13 protein-coding genes are annotated in these 18,608 nt (G+C 72.2%); 8 read left to right on the top strand and 5 right to left on the bottom strand.

The window, feature by feature from the left end; genetic code table 11:
• Nucleotides 1-4: 4 nt before the first annotated feature.
• Nucleotides 5-883 carry an ABC transporter permease gene (locus IEY93_RS17780; protein WP_229691234.1) on the bottom strand — a complete coding sequence of 293 codons (879 nt, stop codon included), beginning with the start codon at nucleotides 881-883 and terminating at the stop codon, nucleotides 5-7.
• Complete coding sequence (locus tag IEY93_RS17775) at nucleotides 880-3,600, bottom strand: alpha/beta fold hydrolase (protein ID WP_189164204.1); 2,721 nt, start codon at nucleotides 3,598-3,600, stop codon at nucleotides 880-882. Before IEY93_RS17775 ends, IEY93_RS17780 begins: the two co-directional genes overlap by 4 nt.
• Before the next feature lie 121 nt (nucleotides 3,601-3,721).
• Here IEY93_RS17775 and IEY93_RS17770 point away from each other — a divergent pair, with 121 nt between their 5' ends.
• A complete protein-coding gene (locus tag IEY93_RS17770) occupies nucleotides 3,722-4,930 on the top strand; it encodes a DUF3488 domain-containing protein (protein ID WP_189164203.1) in 1,209 nt (402 codons plus the stop codon).
• A 144-nt stretch (nucleotides 4,931-5,074) separates the two neighbouring features.
• On the opposite strand, the gene IEY93_RS17765 is transcribed toward IEY93_RS17770, so the two are convergent.
• Together IEY93_RS17765 and IEY93_RS17760 are read right to left on the bottom strand one after the other, a co-directional pair.
• Nucleotides 5,075-6,211 (bottom strand): CopD family protein, encoded by a 1,137-nt coding sequence (locus IEY93_RS17765; protein ID WP_189164202.1) that lies wholly within the window; start codon nucleotides 6,209-6,211, stop codon nucleotides 5,075-5,077.
• Nucleotides 6,208-6,825, bottom strand: a complete 618-nt coding sequence (locus IEY93_RS17760; protein WP_189164201.1) for a copper resistance CopC family protein — start codon at nucleotides 6,823-6,825, stop codon at nucleotides 6,208-6,210. Before IEY93_RS17760 ends, IEY93_RS17765 begins: the two co-directional genes overlap by 4 nt.
• Before the next feature lie 288 nt (nucleotides 6,826-7,113).
• Between IEY93_RS17760 and IEY93_RS17755 the strand changes: the two genes are divergently transcribed.
• Nucleotides 7,114-7,923, top strand: a complete 810-nt coding sequence (locus IEY93_RS17755; protein ID WP_189164200.1) for a class I SAM-dependent methyltransferase — start codon at nucleotides 7,114-7,116, stop codon at nucleotides 7,921-7,923.
• A 433-nt stretch (nucleotides 7,924-8,356) separates the two neighbouring features.
• Here the strand turns inward: IEY93_RS17755 and IEY93_RS17750 are convergent, their stop codons facing one another.
• On the bottom strand, nucleotides 8,357-9,370 hold the full coding sequence (locus tag IEY93_RS17750; protein WP_189164199.1) for a LacI family DNA-binding transcriptional regulator: 1,014 nt from the start codon (nucleotides 9,368-9,370) through the stop codon (nucleotides 8,357-8,359).
• Nucleotides 9,371-9,610: 240 nt separating this feature from the next.
• On the opposite strand from IEY93_RS17750, the gene IEY93_RS17745 reads away from it, so the two are divergent.
• The 6 genes from IEY93_RS17745 to IEY93_RS17720 all read left to right on the top strand — a co-directional run.
• Nucleotides 9,611-10,906, top strand: a complete 1,296-nt coding sequence (locus IEY93_RS17745; RefSeq protein ID WP_189164198.1) for an extracellular solute-binding protein — start codon at nucleotides 9,611-9,613, stop codon at nucleotides 10,904-10,906.
• Between the two features lie 135 nt (nucleotides 10,907-11,041).
• Nucleotides 11,042-12,040 carry a carbohydrate ABC transporter permease gene (locus IEY93_RS17740; protein WP_189164197.1) on the top strand — a complete coding sequence of 333 codons (999 nt, stop codon included), beginning with the start codon at nucleotides 11,042-11,044 and terminating at the stop codon, nucleotides 12,038-12,040.
• Nucleotides 12,037-12,897, top strand: a complete 861-nt coding sequence (locus tag IEY93_RS17735; protein WP_189164196.1) for a carbohydrate ABC transporter permease — start codon at nucleotides 12,037-12,039, stop codon at nucleotides 12,895-12,897. The genes IEY93_RS17740 and IEY93_RS17735 overlap by 4 nt, the downstream gene beginning before the upstream one ends.
• Before the next feature lie 124 nt (nucleotides 12,898-13,021).
• Entirely contained in the window at nucleotides 13,022-16,042 is a 3,021-nt protein-coding gene (locus IEY93_RS17730) for an endo-1,4-beta-xylanase (RefSeq protein WP_189164195.1), read from the top strand.
• Between the two features lie 42 nt (nucleotides 16,043-16,084).
• Nucleotides 16,085-17,620, top strand: a complete 1,536-nt coding sequence (locus IEY93_RS17725) for a glycoside hydrolase family 43 protein (protein WP_189164194.1) — start codon at nucleotides 16,085-16,087, stop codon at nucleotides 17,618-17,620.
• A 243-nt stretch (nucleotides 17,621-17,863) separates the two neighbouring features.
• A partial coding sequence (locus tag IEY93_RS17720; protein WP_229691233.1) for a glycoside hydrolase family 27 protein occupies nucleotides 17,864-18,608 on the top strand: 745 nt, incomplete at its 3' end.

Below are 18,608 nucleotides of genomic sequence, written 5' to 3'. Positions count from 1 at the left end.
CAGCTCAGGAGACGATGTCCTTGCGGCGGAAGCGTCGGAAGGCCAGGGCGGTCAGGATCGACGCGTAGGTCACCGACAGCGCGGCGCCGCGGGCCATGCCGCTCCAGTCGAGCTCGGGGACCAGGGCGTCCAGCCAGGCGGTGTTCCAGAAGGTCGGCAGGAACTCGCGCAGCGTGCCGAGTGCCTCCACCGCCTGCAGGATGTTGCTCACGATGACCAGCCCGACCGCGCCGCCGACCGCGCCGAGCGGCGAGTCGGTGCTCACCGACAGCAGGAACGCCAGGGCCGCCACGACGAGCTGGCTCACCAGCGCGTACCCCACGACGATGCCGAACCGCGGCAGCACCGCGACGGCCGGGATCACCTCGCCGGTGCCGGGCAGCCGCACGTCGTTCCAGCCGAAGGCGAGCGTGCCGGCCAGCAGCGACATCACCGGGACCACGATGACCGCCGTGGCCGAGAAGCCCAGGGCGACCAGCAGCTTGCGCCACAGTAGCCGGTCACGCGGCACCGGGGCCGCCAGCAGGTAGCGCAGGGAGGACCAGCTCGCCTCGCTCGCCACGGTGTCGCCGCAGAACAGCGCGACCGCGACCACCAGCAGCAGCGTGGCCGACACCGAGAGCGTGAACGCCGCGAAGTTCAGCCCGCCCTGCGTGGCCAGGTCCGACAGCCGCAGCGCGTTGTTCTGCTGGGCCGCGGGCCCCAGCGAGAACGCCACGACCAGCACCCATGGCAGGGCCAGCAGCAGGCCGAACATCACCGCGGTGCGCCGCCGTTTCAACTGGCGCACGACCTCCACCCGCAGCGGCAGCGTCCGCCCGGGGGCGTACCCGCCGCCCACCGGCTCCTCACGCCCGCCCGGGACCTTCCGCTCCAGCGTCACGCCTTGTCTCCGATCAGGTCCAGGAAGACGTCCTCCAGGCGGCCACGGGAGCCGCCCGCGGCGGCCGGGTCGCCGAGCAGGTCGCTCACCGGACCGGCGGTGACGAGCCTGCCGCGGTGCATGACGACGACGTGGTCGCACGTCTGCTCCACCTCGGACAGCAGGTGGCTGGAGACGATCACCGTACGCCCGCCGGCCGCGTAGCGGATCAGCACGCGGCGCATCTCGGCGATCTGCGGCGGGTCCAGGCCGTTGGTGGGCTCGTCCAGCACCAGCAGATCGGGCAGGCCGAGCATCGCCTGGGCGATGGCCAGCCGCTGGCGCATGCCCTGGGAGTAGGTGCGCACCGCCCGGTCGAGCGCCGAGCCGAGGGCGGCGATCTCCAGCGCCTCGGGCAGGTGGGCGTCGTCCCGTGGCCGCCCGGTGGCCCGCCAGTAGAGCTCGAGGTTCTCCCGGCCGGACAGGTGCGGCAGGAAGCCCGGCCCCTCGACGAAGGAGCCGAGGCGGGACAGCACCGGCGCGCCCGGCGTCACCCGGTGGCCGAAGATGCGGATCTCCCCGGCGTCCGGATGGATCAGCCCCATCATCATGCGCATGGTGGTGGTCTTGCCGGCGCCGTTCGGCCCGAGCAGGCCGAGCACCTGCCCCCTGTCCACCTGGAACGACAGATCGTCCACCGCCGGCTCGCCGTCGCGGTAGCGCTTGCTCAGCCCGGTGATCCGCAACGGCACCCCGGCCAGCGCCGGGTCGGGCCGGCCGGCGTGCCGTACCCGCCCGGTCAACAGAATCGCGGCGGCGACGGCCAGCGCGGCGAGCGGCAGGGCCCAGGTCCACCAGCCGAGCCCGCCGCCGGTGGTCCGCAGCGCGGGATCGGTGGGCACGGTCAGCGTGGAGGAGGCCAGGCCCACGCGGTGCACGGCCGGGGCGATGGGGGAGGCGTAGCCCATGTCGGTGGTGCTCACCACCAGGCGGAGCCGGTGGCCCACCTCGAAACGGTGGTCGATCGCCGGCAGGGTGACCGTGACCGGGGTGCCGGCCGGGGTCGCGGTGACCCGGAACGGCGCCACCAGCCCCTGCGGCAGGAGGGGACGCTGCCCGCCCACGTCGTACAGCTTGGCGAACAGGATCACCTCGCCCTCGCCGTGCACCCGCACGCTCGCCGATGGTGTGCCGGTGACCTCCAGCGGCGCGGTGAGCGGCGCGGACTCGAACGCGGCGGCCTGGCCCGGCATGTCGATCGCCAGGCCGGCGCCGCCGAGGCCGCCCAGCAGGCCCGCCATGCCGGGGACCGTGGAGATCGCGGCCGGCGAGCCGCCCGGCGGGCCGGCCACCTCCTGGTCGGGGCCGGCGAGGGGCACCGGTGTGCGGGCCGCGCCGGCCAGCCCGGGGTAGCGGCCGGCGGCGGCGTGCAGCAGCACCGGGCGGCGCGTGCCGGGGTCGCGGCCGCCGTTCCTGGTCACCGAGAACGCCTCACCCGGCGGCGGGCCGCCGCTCCGGTTCTTCAGCCAGTGGTCGAACCAGCCGATGGTGCGGTCGGCCACCCAGTCGAGCTCGCCGTCGCCGCCGTCGTGCCCGCCGTCGAACCACGCCACCCGCACCGGGGCCCCGGTCGCCGCGATCGCCCTGGCGTTGGCGTCGGCGTGGGACAGCGGGAACAGCGAGTCGTACTTGCCCTGGATGAGCAGCGCCGGCACGCGGATCTTCCCGGGCACCGAGACGGGACTGGACCTGCGCAGGGTCTCGACGGCGGCCGGGGTGGCCCGCCCGGTCTGCGCGACCTGCTGGTACATGTCGCAGATCGCCGGCAGGAACCGCCCGCACCGCACCTCGCGCCCGTCGATCCCACCCGGCGCCCCCTGCCCGGTGTCCTTGTCCCTGGACGCCGCCCCGGTGCCCTGGTCCGTGGACCCCGCACCGGCGCCGGGGGAGGGAGATGCGCCCCCCGGCGGGCTCGTCGCGGGGGTGGGGGAGGACGGGAGGCCTCCGGGCCGGGAGAGGAGGGGTGTGGCGGGCGGGGAGGGCACACCGGGGTCGCCGGTGAGCGGGGAGCCGGAACCGGAGTCGGCGCCGGCGAGCGGCGACTCGACGGCGCGGCTGAAGAACAGGCCCGCCCACATGCGCTTGAACACGCCCTGCTCGGGGCCCTGGCCCGTGGCGTCGGGGAACAGCGCGTCGGCCAGGTCGTACCAGGTGATCTGCGGCACGATGGCGTCGATCCGGTCGTCGTACGCGGCGGCCATGAGGGTGATCGCGCCGCCGTAGGAGCCGCCCGCGAGCCCGAGACGCGGATCGCCGGGCGCGTCGAGCAGCACCTCGGGCCGCCGGGCCACCCAGTCGATCAGTTGCCGGACGTCCTTGACCTCGTAGTCGGGGGAGTTGAGCGCGATCTCGCCGGTGGAGGCGCCGAAACCTCGGGCCGACCAGGTGAGCACGGCGTACCCCGCCTGGGCCAGCCGCACCGCCTGGTCGCGCACGCTGCGTTTGCTGCCGCCGAAGCCGTGGGCGAGCAGCACGGCGGGCCCCCTGCCCCCGTCGGCGGGCGGGAAGAAGGTGGTGTCGAGCAGCACCCGCTGGTCGTCGGCGGGGCCGTCCACCACCGGTATGACCTGCGCGATCGCGCGCACCGGCGGAGCCGGCCACACCGCCCACCCCACTGCGGCGAGCGCGAGCAGCACACCCACGGCCAGCGCCACTCCACGTCTGCCCCGAAGCCTCATGCCGAGAGCCTACTCACCCCCCGTCGAGGTACCGCTGCGACGGCGAGTGCCAGGTGAGTAAGGGATTTCTCGGGGAAACTCCCGATTGCGGAGCATCTCAGGGACCGGCATCATGCTTGGCGTGAAGCAAGGCGCAGGTGACAAGGTCAAGAACGCCGGGGCCGGCGGGCGGATGCTCTTCCCGTACAGATGGGCCAAGGGCAAGGCCGTCCGGGCCGGCGAGTGGGCCCTGCCCTACTGGACCCGGGGCGAGGCGGGGCGCGAGACGCCGCCCGATCTGCTCCGCGTGCTGTACACGAGCTGGATCGTCGCCTTCGTGCTGAAGGTCCTCGGCGCGTCGTGGGACGTGTCCTGGCACTTCAAGTGGCTGCGCGACGACCTCGCGCCGCCACACCTGCTCAACAGCGCCGGCACGGCCATCGTGCTCGCGCTCACGATCGTGCACGGGTACACCGGCTACGGCGTCGACCGCACCGCGCAGCGGCTCATCCAGTGGGGAACGGGAACGTTCCTCATCGCGGTGCCCATCGACCTGATCAACCACCGGATCAACGGGGTGGACATCACCTCGTGGAGCCCGTCCCACATGCTGCTGTACATCGGCACCGCGTTCATGATCGCGGGAGTGATCCGGGGCTGGTACCTCAACGCCCCCCAGGGGCGGCGGCGCACGGTCGTGCTCGGCGGCTTCTTCGTCTTCTTCCTGGAGAACACGCTCTTCCCCAGCGAGCACCAGGAGTACGGCATCCTGGAGCTGGCCTCATTCGAACGCGGGCAGCCGTACGCCGAGCCGAGCCTGATCGAGTTCGCCGCCAAGCAGCTCCAGAAGCCCATCGACCTCGACATGGCGCGGGCCTTCTCGCTGCCGGTGCCCGACTGGGTCTACCCGATGTGGTTCGGCGTGGCCGCCATGCTGGTGCTGGTCATGGCGCGGGCGCTGGTCGGCCGCAGATGGACGGCCACCGCCGTCGCCGGGGTCTACGTCGGCTTGCGTGCGGTCATCTGGCCGCTGCTCGTCGTCGGCGGCTTCCCTCCCTCGGCCGTCCCCTTCTTCCTGCTCGCCGCCGCCGTCTGCGTGGACCTGGCCTTCATGGTCCGCATGCCCGCCGTGCGGGCCGCGCTCGGCGCCCTGCTGGTCACGGCGGGCGTCTACGGCGGGCTGGCCCTGCAGGACCGCCTGCTGGAGGCTCCGCCCTTCCTCGTGGTCTCGGCGCCGGTGACGGCCGTCCTGCTCGGCGCGGGCTGGTACGGCGTCGAGTGGTACCGCCGCCGCTCCGGCGAGCCCGAGGCCCCCGCCGCCCTGCCCATCAGCGCCCCCGCCACCCCCTGAGCGCCCCTGCCCGCGGCACGCCGCGACCCGCCGGATGAGGGCGCGGGCGGCGTGCCGCGAAGCGGATCAAGGTCCAGATGATGCGCATGCCGGCTCGCCGGCGGCCACCGGGTCCACCCGATCGGGCGGACCCACTGGCTTTCGTCAGGCGACCGGGGCGCGGGTGATGGCGACCGCGACGCCGTAGGCCAGGCCCATCACCGTGACCTCCATCGCCGCCCAGGCGGCGAACGCGGTCGTCCCGCCCCGCGCGATGGCCGGCATGAGCCGCCAGCGGATGTGCGCGCCGAGCAGGCCGAGCGCTCCGAAGCAGACGAGCTTCGCGACCACCAGCAGCCCGTACTCCGTGGTGAACAACGACCCCGGCAGGCGGGTCGTGGGGGACAGCGCCAGCTCCACCAGGGCGCTGAACAGCCCGGACAGGCCCACCACCAGCAGGGCCACCGTCGCCAGGCGGGAGAAGGCGGGCAGGGCGCGGGCCAGCAGGTCGCGGTGCCGCGCGAGGAGCACGGCCGTGGCGGCCAGGCCGCCGGTCCACAGCGCCGCGCCGACGACGTGCAGCTCCATCGAGACCATGCTCAGGTCGTGCCAGTACCAGTTGGACGCGTGCCCGCTCACCGGAAGCGGCAGCAGGCCGAACACGGCCACGATCACCCGCAGCTCGGCGGGGACCTTCTCCCCGAAACGCAGCGCCAGCAGGCCGAAGAACGTGTACGCCAGTGCGCACGCGGCGCTGAGCACCAGGCCCTGGCCCGCGCCGATCGCCTCGACGTACCCGCCCGGGTCGGGGAACCGGCCGGGGACGACCTCGGCGGCGCCGAGCAGCATCGCCACCAGCGCGGCGACGGCCCATCCGAAGGCCGCGAGCACCGCCCACACGCGGGCGCGGGCCATGACGGGCTCGGTGCGCCCGGGGTCGTCGAAGCCGAGGAGTTTGGGCAGCAGGCTGAGCCCGACGGCGGCCAGCGCGAACAGCTCCATGAACAGGCGGGTGACCGGCAGGCCGTACTGGACGAGCGGGCCGGGCAGCGTGATGCCGGGGACGGCCTGCGGCGCGGTGCGCCACGTCGCGACCAGCACCGCGACCAGCGACGCCCCGGCGAGCCCCCACACCGGCCACCGCCACACGGCCCCGCTCGCGCTCGCTGCCCCGTCGCCGGGGGACCGGCCGTTGCCGGCCGGTGTGGCGATGGCGGACTCCTGTACGGCGGCCTCCCGTACGGCGTCTCCGACGGCGGCCTCCCGTACGGTGGCGCCGCCGCCGTCGTCCGCGCCGGTCATGCGCCGCCCCCGCCCGCCAGGCGGGCCTGCCGCGCGACGACGAGGATGCCGAGACCCGAGAGCAGGAGCGCGGCGATCAGCACTCCCCACACCCAGCCGCCGCCGCTGGTGCCCGGCACGGCGGCACCGGCGACCGGCGAAGCCACCCCCTGCCCCGGAGCGGCGGGAGACGGGGCACCGGTCGCGGGAGTGGACCCGGTGCCCGGGGAGGCGGTGGTCCCGGCGGAGGGCGGGGAGGCGCTCTGGCCCGCCGCCGGCCCGGTGACGGTGAACTCGATCTTGCCGGTGACCGGATGCCCGTCATTGGACAGGATCTGGTAGCCGATGATGTACGCGCCCGCCGCGCCGCCGGCCGGCAGCTCGGCGGACACCTTGGCGTCCACGACCTCCAGGGCGGCCTGCGTCACCGCGCCGCCCGGAGCCGTCACGGCCACCTTGGCGAAGTCGGCCCGCACCGGCTGGTCGAAGGTCAGCGTGACCCGCCGGGGCACGGCGGTGACCGTGGCCCCGTCCTTGGGGTCGCTGCCGGTGAGGACGTTGTGCGCCTGGGCGGGCGTGACCAGCGCGGCGAGTGCCGCACTTGTCACGAGCAGGACCGTGAACAGCCGTCTCACCGGACACTCCGGCCGAAACTGGACCTCAAGGGACATGACCTTTCCATTGGTGACAGCGGACGCTGCATAGAATCTAGCGAGAGAACCACCAGGTGCACCCCGCGGGGATTCGCCGCGATGCGCGCCGCTGCCGACGGTGTAGCCGTTGCTCACCGCGATCGCGAGCCGGGGGCCGAGTCGGCCGGGCGGGCGGTCGAACGCCGTACGCGAGCAGCGGGCCGCCCTCGGGCCGGCCCGCCCGTTCCGGCCGACGCGGGGACGATCGGGCACCGCACTAGGATGGCCCAGGTGGAGCCACGTCTGCTTTTCGCCAGCGCGGCCGCGCACTACCGCCGCTACCGCAACGGGTACGGCGAGGAGGTCATCGGCCACATAGCCCGCGAGTTGTCCCTGGGCGCGCGCTCCAGGGTCCTCGACCTGGGCTGTGGCCCCGGCACGCTGGCCATCCCGCTCTCGCGGTACGCCGGCACCGTCACCGCGGTGGACCCCAGCGACGACATGCTCGCCGAGGGCGCGCGGGAGGCGCCGGCCGGCATCCGCTGGATCCGCGGCGACTCGGGCCGGCTCGCCGCGCTTCCTCTCGGCCGCGTCGACCACGTCGTCATGGGGCGCTCGTTCCACTGGATGGAGCGGGCCCGGGTGCTCGCCGACCTGGACGCCATGCTGCCGCCGGACGGCGCGGTCGTGCTGGTGGGGCCGGGCCGCGACCCCGTCGAGCCGCCGTGGGAGCCGGTGGTGCAGACGGTGCGGCGGCGGTTCGACATCGAGTGGCGGCTGAACGGCAAGGAGGGTTTCCAGCAGTCCGGGCGGCACCACGCCGATGTGGTGGCGGAGTCGGCGTTCGGCGACATCTCGACGGCGACGTTCCGCCGCACGGTGCGACGTGACATCGAGCAGGTGATCGGCCTGCAGCTGTCGTTCTCGTTCTCCACCCCGGCCCGGCTGGGCGACCGGCTCCCCGGCTTCGTCGAGGCGCTCGACGAGGCGCTGTCACGGGCAGAGCCCGGCGGGAGCTGGGCGGAGACGGTCGAGACCGAGGTCCTCATCGCCCGCAGGCCTCGCGCTGGTCAAGGTGGAGGACACCTCGAGCGCCCATGAGGTGCCCTCCACGTCTTGGACGGCCGGCTCCGGCGTGGTCCCGATGCCAGGCGGGGACGCACGGGCCGGCCGGAGGACGGCCGGGATCACCGCCGGCGACCGGCCGGCGCGGGTGGCGCGTCCGGGAGTCGTGGCGGTTCCCGGAGACCACGGCGGCGAAGGTGCCGCGCTCCGCCGCCGTGATCAGCCTGTGTTCCGCCGGCGACGAGCGGGGCGGCCACCGGACCCTCCGAAACGTTTCATAAGTTTTATGAGAGTTTTCGCTTCAGCAACGTAGAACGCGGGCGGACGGCACGTCAAGACCATGACGATCGATCAGGGGCCGCGGTGCCGGTCTCGCGGTGGCGGTGGCGTGCTTCCACGCTCACGCGGGCCCGCGCGGCAGGGCGGCTCCCGGCTCGTGGCGCGGCCCCGCCTCCCCGGAGGGCGGGCGTCACCGCCGGGGCGCCCCCGTGCTGTCGCGGACGAGCAGGTCGGTGGCCAGCTCGACCCGGCGGGTCTCCAGGGAGTCGCCGCGGGAGATCTCCAGCGCCATGCGGGTGGCGAGCGCGGCCATCTCCTCCAGCGGCTGGCGGACGGTGGTCAGCGGCGGCCAGGCCGATCGGGCGAGCGGCAGGTCGTCGAACCCGACCACGCTGAGGTCGTCGGGGACGCGCAGCCCGGCCCGGCGTACCGCCTCGAAGACGCCGAACGCCTGCATGTCGCTGCCCGCGAAGATCGCGGTGGGCGGGTCGGGCAGCTCCAGGAACGCCTTGCCGTGCTTGTGCCCGGAGTCGACCAGGAAGTCGCCGTAGCGGATGAGCTCGGGGTCCACCGGCAGGCCCGCGGTCTCCAGGGCGGCGCGGTAACCGTCGATGCGCGCCCGGCTGCACAGCATCTCGGCCGGTCCGCCGATCATGCCGATGCGGCGGTGGCCGAGCTCGAGCAGGTGGCGGGTGGCCGCGAGGCCGCCGTGCCAGTTGGTGGCGCCGACCGAGGCGACGTCGGGCGCGGGCTCGCCCTCGGGGTCGACGATGACGAACGGGATGGAGCGCGCGAGCAACTGGCCGTGCTGGCGGCGGGTGAGCCGCGAGGCGACCAGGACGACGCCGTCGGTGCGGCGCGCGGCGATGCGGTCGAGCCAGTCGCGGCCGGGCCCGGAGTGGGTGTGCAGCACCGAGACCACGACGGCCGCGTCCGCCTCGCGCGCGGCCGTCTCGGCTCCGCGGATGATCTCCATCGCCCATGGGCTCTCGATCTCGGCGAAGACCAGGTCGATCAGGCCGACCGGCCCGTCTCCCTGTCCGGTGCGCCGGCGGTAGCCGTGCTCGTGGAGCAGGCGCTCGACACGGCGGCGCGTCTCGGGCGCGACCTCGGGACGGCCGTTGACGACCTTGGACACCGTGGGGACCGAGACACCGGCCTCCTCGGCGATCAGAGCGATGGTGACCCGCCTCTTCGCTGGCATGCCACGGAGTGTATCCGAAAGCTTTCGGAATTTCCCCGCGAGGGGGTCTGTCGCCGGGGGTCTTCCTCCCGCCATGCTGTTCTTGGCGCGAGTAACAGGTTCAGCGGGACTATTGACGTGTTACACGGGGTTTACGTACTCTCCGCAGCACGAAATATTCGGGGGTGTCAGAGAAACTTTCAACTTCTCGACGCGGAGCCGCAGCTCTCGGCGGGTGCGTGCGAGGGAGGAGCCACGAAGATGTCGTTGAGTCGGCGAAGTGTGGTGGTGGTCGCGGCGGCCGCGGCGCTGCTCGCGGGAGGCTGCGGTGGGCAGTCCAACTCGGGAAGCACGGCGACGGGCACCGGAGGGGCGGCCGAGAAGGTCACCGTCGAGTGGTGGAACATCTCCACCACCGAGCCGCTGAAGTCGTTCTGGGTGAAGAAGGTCAAGGAGTACCAGGACGCGCATCCGAACGTCACGATCAAGAACGTACCCATCGAGAACGAGGCCTTCAAGGCCAAACTGACCACGGTCACGCAGTCCGGTAAGACGCCCGATCTGTTCACCACCTGGGGCGGCGGCGTCCTGAAGCAGCAGATCGACGCCGGCCTGGTCAAGGACCTCTCCTCCGAGGCGGCCACCTGGATCGCCGACTTCACGCCCGCGGCCCTGCAGGCGTACCAGTTCGACCAGAAGACCTACGGCATTCCGCACGACATCGGCATGGTGGGCTTCTGGTACAACAAGGAGCTGTTCGAGAAGGCCGGCATCACCACGCCGCCCGCCACCTGGACCGAGTTCCTCGACGCCGTCAAGAAGCTCAAGGCGGCCGGTGTCACCCCGATCGCGCTGGCCGGCAAGGAGAAGTGGCCCGGCCACTACTACTGGGCCTACCTCGCTATGCGCATCGCCGGCCTGGACGCCCTCAAGCAGGCGGCCGTCGACGACGACTTCACCAAGCCCGACTTCATCGCGGCCGGGCAGAAGCTGAAGGAACTGGTCGATCTGCAGCCGTTCCAGAAGGGCTTCCTCGGCGCCGGCTACGGCACCTCCGACGGGCAGGCCGCGGCGATGGGCAACGGCAAGGCCGCCATGGAGCTGATGGGCCAGTGGGCGCCGAGCGTCCAGAGCGACGTCGGCAAGGGCCTGGGCGACAAGCTCGGCTTCTTCCCCTTCCCGGCCGTCGAGGGCGGCAAGGGCTCGATCTCGGACGCCTTCGGCGGTGGCGGCGGGTACTCGGTGGGCGTCAACGCCCCGCCCGCCGCGCTGGACTTCCTGAAGTTCATCTCCAGCAAGGAGATCCACAAGCAGGAGGTGGAGACCGGCGCCGTCCTGCCCGTGCTCAAGGGCGAGGAGGGCGTGGTCAAGGACCCGAACCTCTCCGTGGTCGCCAAGCAGCTCGCCTCGGCCACCGGATTCCAGCTCTACCTCGACCAGGCCTACCCGCCGGCCGTCGGCCAGGAGGTCAACGACAGCGTGGCGGCCCTGATCGCCGGCTCCAAGACCCCCGAGCAGGTCTCCCAGGCCATCACCGAGACGGCCAAGTCCGAGTAGCCCTCCGCACCATCCGCGGTGCCGGGCCGCCGTCCCCGACGGCGGCCCGGCCGCGGCCCTCCACCTCGACCACAGTGCGGCACCGTGCCGCGTCACCCCGGGGCCGCGCCCGGGGCTTCACGCTGAGGGAAGACGATGACACGACCCGCGCTCACCGACCGCCCGCCGGCCGCGCCGGACCCGCCGCGCCGGGCGGGCCGGGCCTCCGGTCCCTCCCGCCGACGCCGCAGACTCGGCGTCCTGGTGACGATCACGCTCTTCGTGCTGCCGGCGCTCGTGCTGTTCACGCTGCTGGTGCTCGCGCCGATCGCCCTGGCGGCGTACACGAGCCTGTTCAAGTGGAACGGCCTGGGCGGCCTGCCGCAGAACTGGATCGGGCTGGACAACTACACCCGGATGTTCGCCGACGAGGTCTTCCTCGGCGACCTCCGGCGGGGCGGGCTGCTGATCGTCCTGTCGCTGGTGATCCAGCTCCCGCTGTCGCTGGGCCTGGCCATGCTGCTCAACCAGAAGATGCGGGGCCGCGCGTTCTACCGGCTGGTCTTCTTCGCGCCGTACGTGCTGTCGGAGGTGATCACCGGTGTGCTGTTCACCATGATCCTCTCGCCGGAGGCCGGCCTGGCGAACCAGATCCTCGGCACCGTCGGCCTGTCGGGCCTGCAGTCGAGCTGGCTGGCCGAGCCGGACACCGTGATGATGTCGCTGTTCCTGGTGATGACCTGGAAGTACTTCGGCTTCCACATGATCCTCTACCTGGCCGGCCGCCAGGGCATCCCCAAGGAGCTCGGCGAGGCGGCCGCCATCGACGGCGCCGGCCCCTGGAAGCAGTTCCGCCACGTCACCCTGCCGCTGCTCGGGCCGACGATCCGCATCAGCGTCTTCCTCTCCGTCATCGGCGCGATCCAGCTCTTCGACCTGGTCTGGGTGCTCACCGCCGGCGGGCCGATCCACTCCTCCGAGACGATGGCCGTCACCATGTTCCAGTTCGGCTTCAAGCGCTCGCAGATCGGCTACGCCAGCGCGATCAGCGTGGTGATGTTCCTGATCAGCCTGATCTTCGCGCTCGCCTACCAGCGGTTCGTCATGCGCCGCGACACCCAAGGAGCCATCACCACCATGGGAGACCAGCGATGACCGCGCGGGCCGGGGAACGGGCGCCCGGGCGCCGCCGCAACCTGCCGCGCAGCATCTCGTTGCACACGATCGTGCTCGTGCTCGGCTCGTTCGTCGTCGTGCCGCTCCTGTTCGCCCTGATCGGCGGGTTCAAGGACACCGGCCAGCTCTCGACCAACCCCTTCGGCCTGCCCTCGCCGTGGGTGCCGGAGAACTACACCGACGTGCTGTTCTCCGGCTCGTTCTGGCGTCAGATCGTCAACAGCGTCTTCATCGCCCTCGCCACGACGCTCATCGTCGTCGGCCTGTCGGCGATGGCCGCGTACGTGTTCGCCCGCTTCGCCTTCCGGGGCAGGGAGCTGCTGTACACGCTGTTCGCGATGGGGCTGATGTTCCCGTTCGCCGTGGCCATCCTGCCGCTGTTCGTCCTGCTGCGGATACTCGGGCTGCTGGACAACCCCTTCGGCGTGATCCTGCCGCAGGCCGCGTTCGGGCTGCCGATGACGATCATCATCCTGCGCGCGTTCTTCCGTACCATCCCCCGGGAGGTCGAGGAGGCCGCGACCATCGACGGCTGCACCCCGTTCGGCTTCTTCTGGCGGATCCTGCTGCCGATGGCCCGGCCCGCGCTCGCCACCGTGTCCGTGCTCGCGATCGTGGCGAGCTGGAACAACTTCTTCCTCCCGCTGGTCATCTTCAACGACCCCAACTGGTGGACCGTCCCGCTGGGCGTGCAGCAGTTCTACGGGCAGTACGCCGCCCAGACCGCCAAGATCCTCGCCTACGTCGTCCTCGCGATGGTCCCCGCACTGGCCTTCTACGCCGTGGCCGAACGCCAGCTCATCGGCGGTCTCACCGCGGGCGCGACGAAGGGCTGACCCGCGGCCACGGCCCGGCCCAGACCTTCGGCGGACGATCGCCGGGACCGCTCCGGTCCCGGCGATCGGCGTTGCCAGGGCCTTCCCGCACCCTGCCCCGCCCGACCTCTCCAAGGAGACCAGCATGCGGTTCCCACGCTCATGGGCGGCGGCGATCGCCGCCTTATGCCTTCCGCTGTCCATCCTGTCGTCCACTGCCGCACGCGCGCAGACGGCGGGCGCGAGCGGGGCCGCGGCGACCGTCCAGACGGCCCGGTACGACTTCGAGGACGGCACCGCACAGGGGTGGGCGCCCCGCGGCTCCGGGGTGTCGGTCCAGGTCGTCCCGGACGCCGCCCACTCCGGCGGCGCCTCCCTGCTGACCACCGGCCGCACCGAGACCTGGCACGGCGCGTCCGTCACCCCGCCCCTGGAGAAGGGGGTGACCTACACGATCACCGCGTACGCGCGCCTGGCCCCCGGGACACCGGACACCACGATCGCCCTCACCGTCCAGCGCACCCCGGACGGCGGCGAGACCACCTACGAGCGGGTCGGCGCCGCCACGGTCACCGCCACCGGCTGGACCGAGATCAGCGGCACCTACTCGTTCGCCACCGAATCGCCCGACCTGCAGCTCTACGCCGAGAGCACCGACGCCACCGCCGCGTTCCACCTGGACGACATCACCATCACCTCCGACACCGAGCCCGGCCGCTCGGGGGTGACCAGCGACTTCGAGACCGGCACCACCCAGGGACGGTCGCCGCGCGCGTCGGCCACGCTGACCGTGACCGGCGACCAGGCCCACGGCGGCACCCGCGGCCTGCTCACGACCGGCCGCAGCGCGTCCTGGGACGGCCCCGCGCTGAGCGTCCTCGGCAAGATGGCCAAGGGGTCGAAGTACACGCTGTCGGTGTGGGTGCGCCTCGGCGCCGGCACCGCCGAGGGCGAGCTCGGCCTGTCGGTCGAACGCAGGCTGAACGGCACGGCGAGCTACGACCGGGTGGCCGCGCCCACCGCGGTCGCCGCCGGCGGATGGACGGAGCTGAAAGGTTCATACACCCTCGCCCACGACGTGGACTTCCTCAGCGTGTACGTCGAGTCGCCGAGCGGAACCTTCCCGTTCCACCTCGACGACTTCACACTGGCGTACGTGCCCGCCAAGCCCGTCCAGACCGACATCCCGGCGGTGAAGGACGTCCTCCCGTTCGACGTCGGCGCCGCCGCCGGGCGGGCGCAGACCCTCGGCGAGCACAGCGAACTGCTCGCCCGGCACTTCGACAGCCTGACCCCCGGCAACGCGCTCGAGTGGGACGCCACCGAGCCCCGCGAGGGCGAGTTCACCTTCGCCGAAAGCGACTACCTCGTCGACCACGCCCTGCGCAACGGCATGAAGGTCCGCGGCCACACCCTGGCCTGGCACAGCCAGACCCCCGACTGGGTGTTCAAGGACGGCGACCGCGACCTGACCGCGACTCCCGCGGACAAGGCGCTGCTGCTCAAGCGGCTGACCGACCACATCAGGGCCGTCATGGGCCGCTACAAGGGCAAGATCGGCACTTGGGACGTCGTCAACGAGGTGGTGGACGAGAACCGGCCCGACGGCATGCGCCGCAGCCCGTGGTTCACCATCACCGGTTATGACTTCATCCGCACCGCCTTCCGCGTCGCCCGCCAGGTGGACCCGGCGGCCAGGCTCGTGCTCAACGACTACAACACCGAGCTCCCGCGCAAGCGCCGGGCCGTGTACGACCTGGTGCGGCGGCTGCGGGCCGAAGGGGTGCCGATCGACGCGGTCGGCCACCAGGTGCACGTCAACATCGAGTACCCCGCCGCCGCCGAGATCGAGAAGACCATCGAGCTGTTCGCCGGGCTCGGCGTGGACCAGCAGGTCACCGAGCTGGACGTGAGCGTCTACACCGACTTCGTCTCCTCCTACGCCACCGTGCCCGCCGAGGTGCTCGCCGAGCAGGGGCACCGGTACAAGGAGATCTTCGACGTCTTCCGCCGCCAGGCGTCCCACCTGTCCTCGGTCACCCTCTGGGGCCTGGCCGACGACGACACCTGGCTGTCGTCCTTCCCGATCACCCGGCTCGACCCGCCGCTGCTGTTCGACGACGAACTGCAGGCCAAGCCCGCCTACTGGGGCGTCGTCGACCCCGCGAGGCTGCCGCCGCTGACCCGCCGCCTGGACGTCCCGCAGGGCACCGTACGGATCGACGGCGCGCGCGAACGGCAGTGGGACCTGCTGCCCGGCACGCCGGTCGCCCGCGTCGGCGCGGTGGCCGCCCGGTTCCAGGCCCGCTGGTCGGCCGCCGGCCTGGCCGTGCTCGCCGAGGTGGACGATGGCACCCGCGACCGGGCCGACACGGTGACGCTGCGGCTCGGCGGCGCCGAACGGGTGGTCAAACGGGACACCGGCGCCACCTGGTACCGCACCGCCGCCGTCAAGGACGGCTACCGCGCCGAGGCCCTGCTGCCGGCCGCGGCCGCGCCCGGCGGGACACTCCTCTTCGAACTGGTCGCCCGGGACGCCACCAGCGGCGCCCGGACCTCCTGGACGGGCGAGCTGACCCTCACCCCCGCCGTCAAGCTGACCAGCGCGGCCAAGGGCACCCCGGTCGTCGACGGCGTACCCGACGCGCTCTGGACGAAGGCCCCCGAGGTCACCACCGCCACCTGGGTGCAGGGCGGCGGCGGCGCGACCGCGAAGGTGCGGGCCCTGTGGGACGCCGGGCACCTGTACGTGCTCGCGCGGGTCACCGACGCGCACCTCAGCGAGGAGTCGCAGAACGCCTGGGAGCAGGACTCGGTCGAGATCTTCGCCGACCCCGGCAACGGCAAGACCAAGGGGTACGACGATGACGACGGCCAGTACCGCGTCTCGTTCACCGGCAGGCAGACGGTGGGCGGCACCTTCGACGCCGCCGGCGTGCGCGACAACCTGGTGAGCGCGGCCAAGACCGTCCCCGGCGGGTACGTCGTGGAGGCCTCCATCGCGCTGCCGACGATCACCCCGTCCGCCGGCGACCTGCTGGGCTTCGACGTCCAGGTGAACGACGCGACAGGGCCCGCGCGCACCGCGGTCGTGACCTGGAACGACTCCTCCGGCCGCTCGTATTCGAGCACGGCGGGATGGGGCGTCCTGGAATTGGGCAGGTAGCCGGGAACGTAGCGTCCCTATGTAAGAGAAAGGCCGTCTGAGGTGCGGTTCACCAACCCGATCCTGCCGGGGTTCCACCCCGACCCCTCGATCTGCCGGGTGGGCGAGGACTACTACCTGGTCACCTCGAGCTTCGAATGGTTCCCCGGAGTTCCGATCTTCCACAGCAAGGATCTGGTGCACTGGCGGCAGATCGGGCACGTGCTCGACCGCGCCTCGCAGCTCCCCCTCGACGGGGTGCGGCCGAGCGGCGGCATCTACGCGCCCACGCTGCGCCACCACAACGGCCTCTTCTACATGATCACCACGCTCATCGACGGGCTGATGGAGTCGGGCAACTTCATCGTCACCGCCACCGACCCGGCGGGCCCATGGAGCGAGCCCTACTGGCTGCCGGAGACCGAGGGGTTCGACCCGTCGCTGTTCTTCGACGACGACGGCCGGGCGTGGGTGCACGGCACGCGCCCCGCCCGGCAGCAGCAGTACGAGGGCCACACCGAGATCTGGCTGCGCGAGCTCGACCTCGACGGCGTGAAACTCGTCGGCGAGGAGCACGTCCTGTGGGACGGCGCCGTCAAGGGCGCCGTGTGGGCCGAGGGCCCGCACATCTACAAGGTCGACGGCCGCTACCACCTGCTGGTCTCCGAGGGCGGCACCGCGCACGACCACGCGATCAGCGTCGCCCGCGCCGACCACGTCACCGGCCCCTACACCGGCAGCTCGCGCAACCCGATCCTCACCCACCGCAACCTCGGCCGCGACCACCCCATCGTCGGCACCGGGCACGGCGACCTGGTCCAGACGCCCGCCGGTGACTGGTGGATGGTGCTGCTCGCCATGCGCCCCTACGGCGGCTACCACTACAACCTCGGCCGGGAGACCTTCCTGACCCGGGTGCACTGGGAGGACGGCTGGCCGGTCGCCGAGCCGGTCCGCCCGGAGGGCGAGGCCCCCGATCTGCCCGCCTGCCGCTGGCCGGCCCCGCCCGCCTGCGACAACTTCGACACCCTGCGGCTGCTGCCCCAGTGGAACCACCTGCGCACGCCCCGCGAGCCGTACTGGACCCTCACCGAGCGCCCAGGCTTCCTGCGGCTGCGCGGCCGGCCGGAGTCCATCACCGAGCGGGCCAACCCGACCCTCATCGCCCGGCGGCAGGAGCACGTCCACTTCGCGGTGCACACCGCGATGGAGTTCGTCCCCGAGGGCCGCGAACGCGCCGGGCTCGCCCTGGTGCAGAACGACGACTTCCACATCCTGCTCGTCATGACCGCGAGCGGTCTCACCGTGATCAGGCGGGAGAACGGCGTCGACCACACCCTCGTCCAGGCCGATGTCGCGCCGGGCAGGCTGTGGCTCGGCGTCGAGGCCCATGGCCAGGAGTACCAGATGCTCTACGGCATCCGCCCGGGGGAGTGGCGCAAGCTGGGCGAGCCGGTGGACGGCCGCGTCCTCAGCACCACCATGGCGGGCGGCTTCATCGGCGCCTACATCGGCGTGTACCTCAGCGGCGAGGGGGACCCCACGGGCAACGTCGCCGACTTCGACTGGTTCGAGTACCTGCCGCTGCCCGAGCACTGAACCGGTCACCGGCCGCGGCCTCACCGCCCGCCGCGGCCATGGTGAGGCGGAGCTGAAACTTTCAGGGGCGGTGCGCTGTCAACGCAGTTCGCCCGGTTTCGGGCCGTCCGGGACTTGACCAACGGTCCGCGGCGCAAGCACGCTCCGCTGGACCACCCACGCCTTCGCGCGTGCCGTCCCGACCTGTTTGTTAGCGCTAACAAAACAGGATTCGCCGTTGAACTCCGCCCCCAAGGAGCCGCGATGACCCCCAAGACCTCGATGACCAGGAGACGGGTGCGGGCCGTGCTGGCCCCGGCCGTGTCGGCGGTGGTGGCCGTGGCCTCGGCCGCGGTGGTGGTGACCACCGGTGCGGCGCCGGCGCAGGCGCTGGAGAACGGGGTGGGGCGGACGCCGCCGATGGGGTGGAACAGCTGGAACACCTTCGGGTGCAACATCAGTGAGTCGCTGATCAAGCAGATGGCCGATGCGATGGTGAACTCGGGGCTGCGGGATCTGGGCTACCAGTACGTGGTGGTGGACGACTGCTGGATGAACTCCACCCGGGACTCGGCGGGCAATCTGCAGGCCAACGCGTCGCGGTTCCCGTCGGGGATGAAGGCGCTGGGGGACTACCTGCACGGCAAGGGGCTGAAGTTCGGGATCTACCAGGCGCCGCTGGACAAGACGTGCGCGCAGTACTTCAACTCCTACCCCGGGGCGACGGGTGCGCAGGGGCATGAGGAGCAGGACGCCCGGCAGTTCGCCGCCTGGGGGGTGGACTACCTCAAGTACGACTGGTGCTCGCCGAGCGGGACGATCGATGACCAGGTGCGCACGTTCGCCAAGATGCGGGATGCTCTGGCGGCGACGGGGCGGCCGATCCTGTACAGCATCAATTCCAACAGTGTGCACGACAAGACCGGGCCGCGGCGCAACTGGGGTGATGTGGCCAACATCTGGCGGACCACCGAGGACATCACCAACAAGTGGGACACCGGTCAGACCA

The organism is Sphaerisporangium melleum (assembly GCF_014646695.1).
GTDB lineage: Bacteria > Actinomycetota > Actinomycetes > Streptosporangiales > Streptosporangiaceae > Sphaerisporangium > Sphaerisporangium melleum.
The sequence above is the reverse complement of the archived record's forward strand: the minus strand, read 5'-3'. Positions and strand labels throughout refer to the sequence as shown.

What these genes read in the sequence shown, in the direction of transcription:
- IEY93_RS17775 (WP_189164204.1), bottom strand. Translation starts at nt 3,600, where the DNA reads ATGAGGCTTCGGGGCAGACGTGGAGTGGCGCTGGCCGTGGGTGTGCTG.
- IEY93_RS17765 (WP_189164202.1), bottom strand. Translation starts at nt 6,211, where the DNA reads ATGACCGGCGCGGACGACGGCGGCGGCGCCACCGTACGGGAGGCCGCC.
- IEY93_RS17750 (WP_189164199.1), bottom strand. Translation starts at nt 9,370, where the DNA reads ATGCCAGCGAAGAGGCGGGTCACCATCGCTCTGATCGCCGAGGAGGCC.
- IEY93_RS17745 (WP_189164198.1), top strand. Translation starts at nt 9,611, where the DNA reads ATGTCGTTGAGTCGGCGAAGTGTGGTGGTGGTCGCGGCGGCCGCGGCG.
- IEY93_RS17740 (WP_189164197.1), top strand. Translation starts at nt 11,042, where the DNA reads ATGACACGACCCGCGCTCACCGACCGCCCGCCGGCCGCGCCGGACCCG.
- IEY93_RS17735 (WP_189164196.1), top strand. Translation starts at nt 12,037, where the DNA reads ATGACCGCGCGGGCCGGGGAACGGGCGCCCGGGCGCCGCCGCAACCTG.
- IEY93_RS17730 (WP_189164195.1), top strand. Translation starts at nt 13,022, where the DNA reads ATGCGGTTCCCACGCTCATGGGCGGCGGCGATCGCCGCCTTATGCCTT.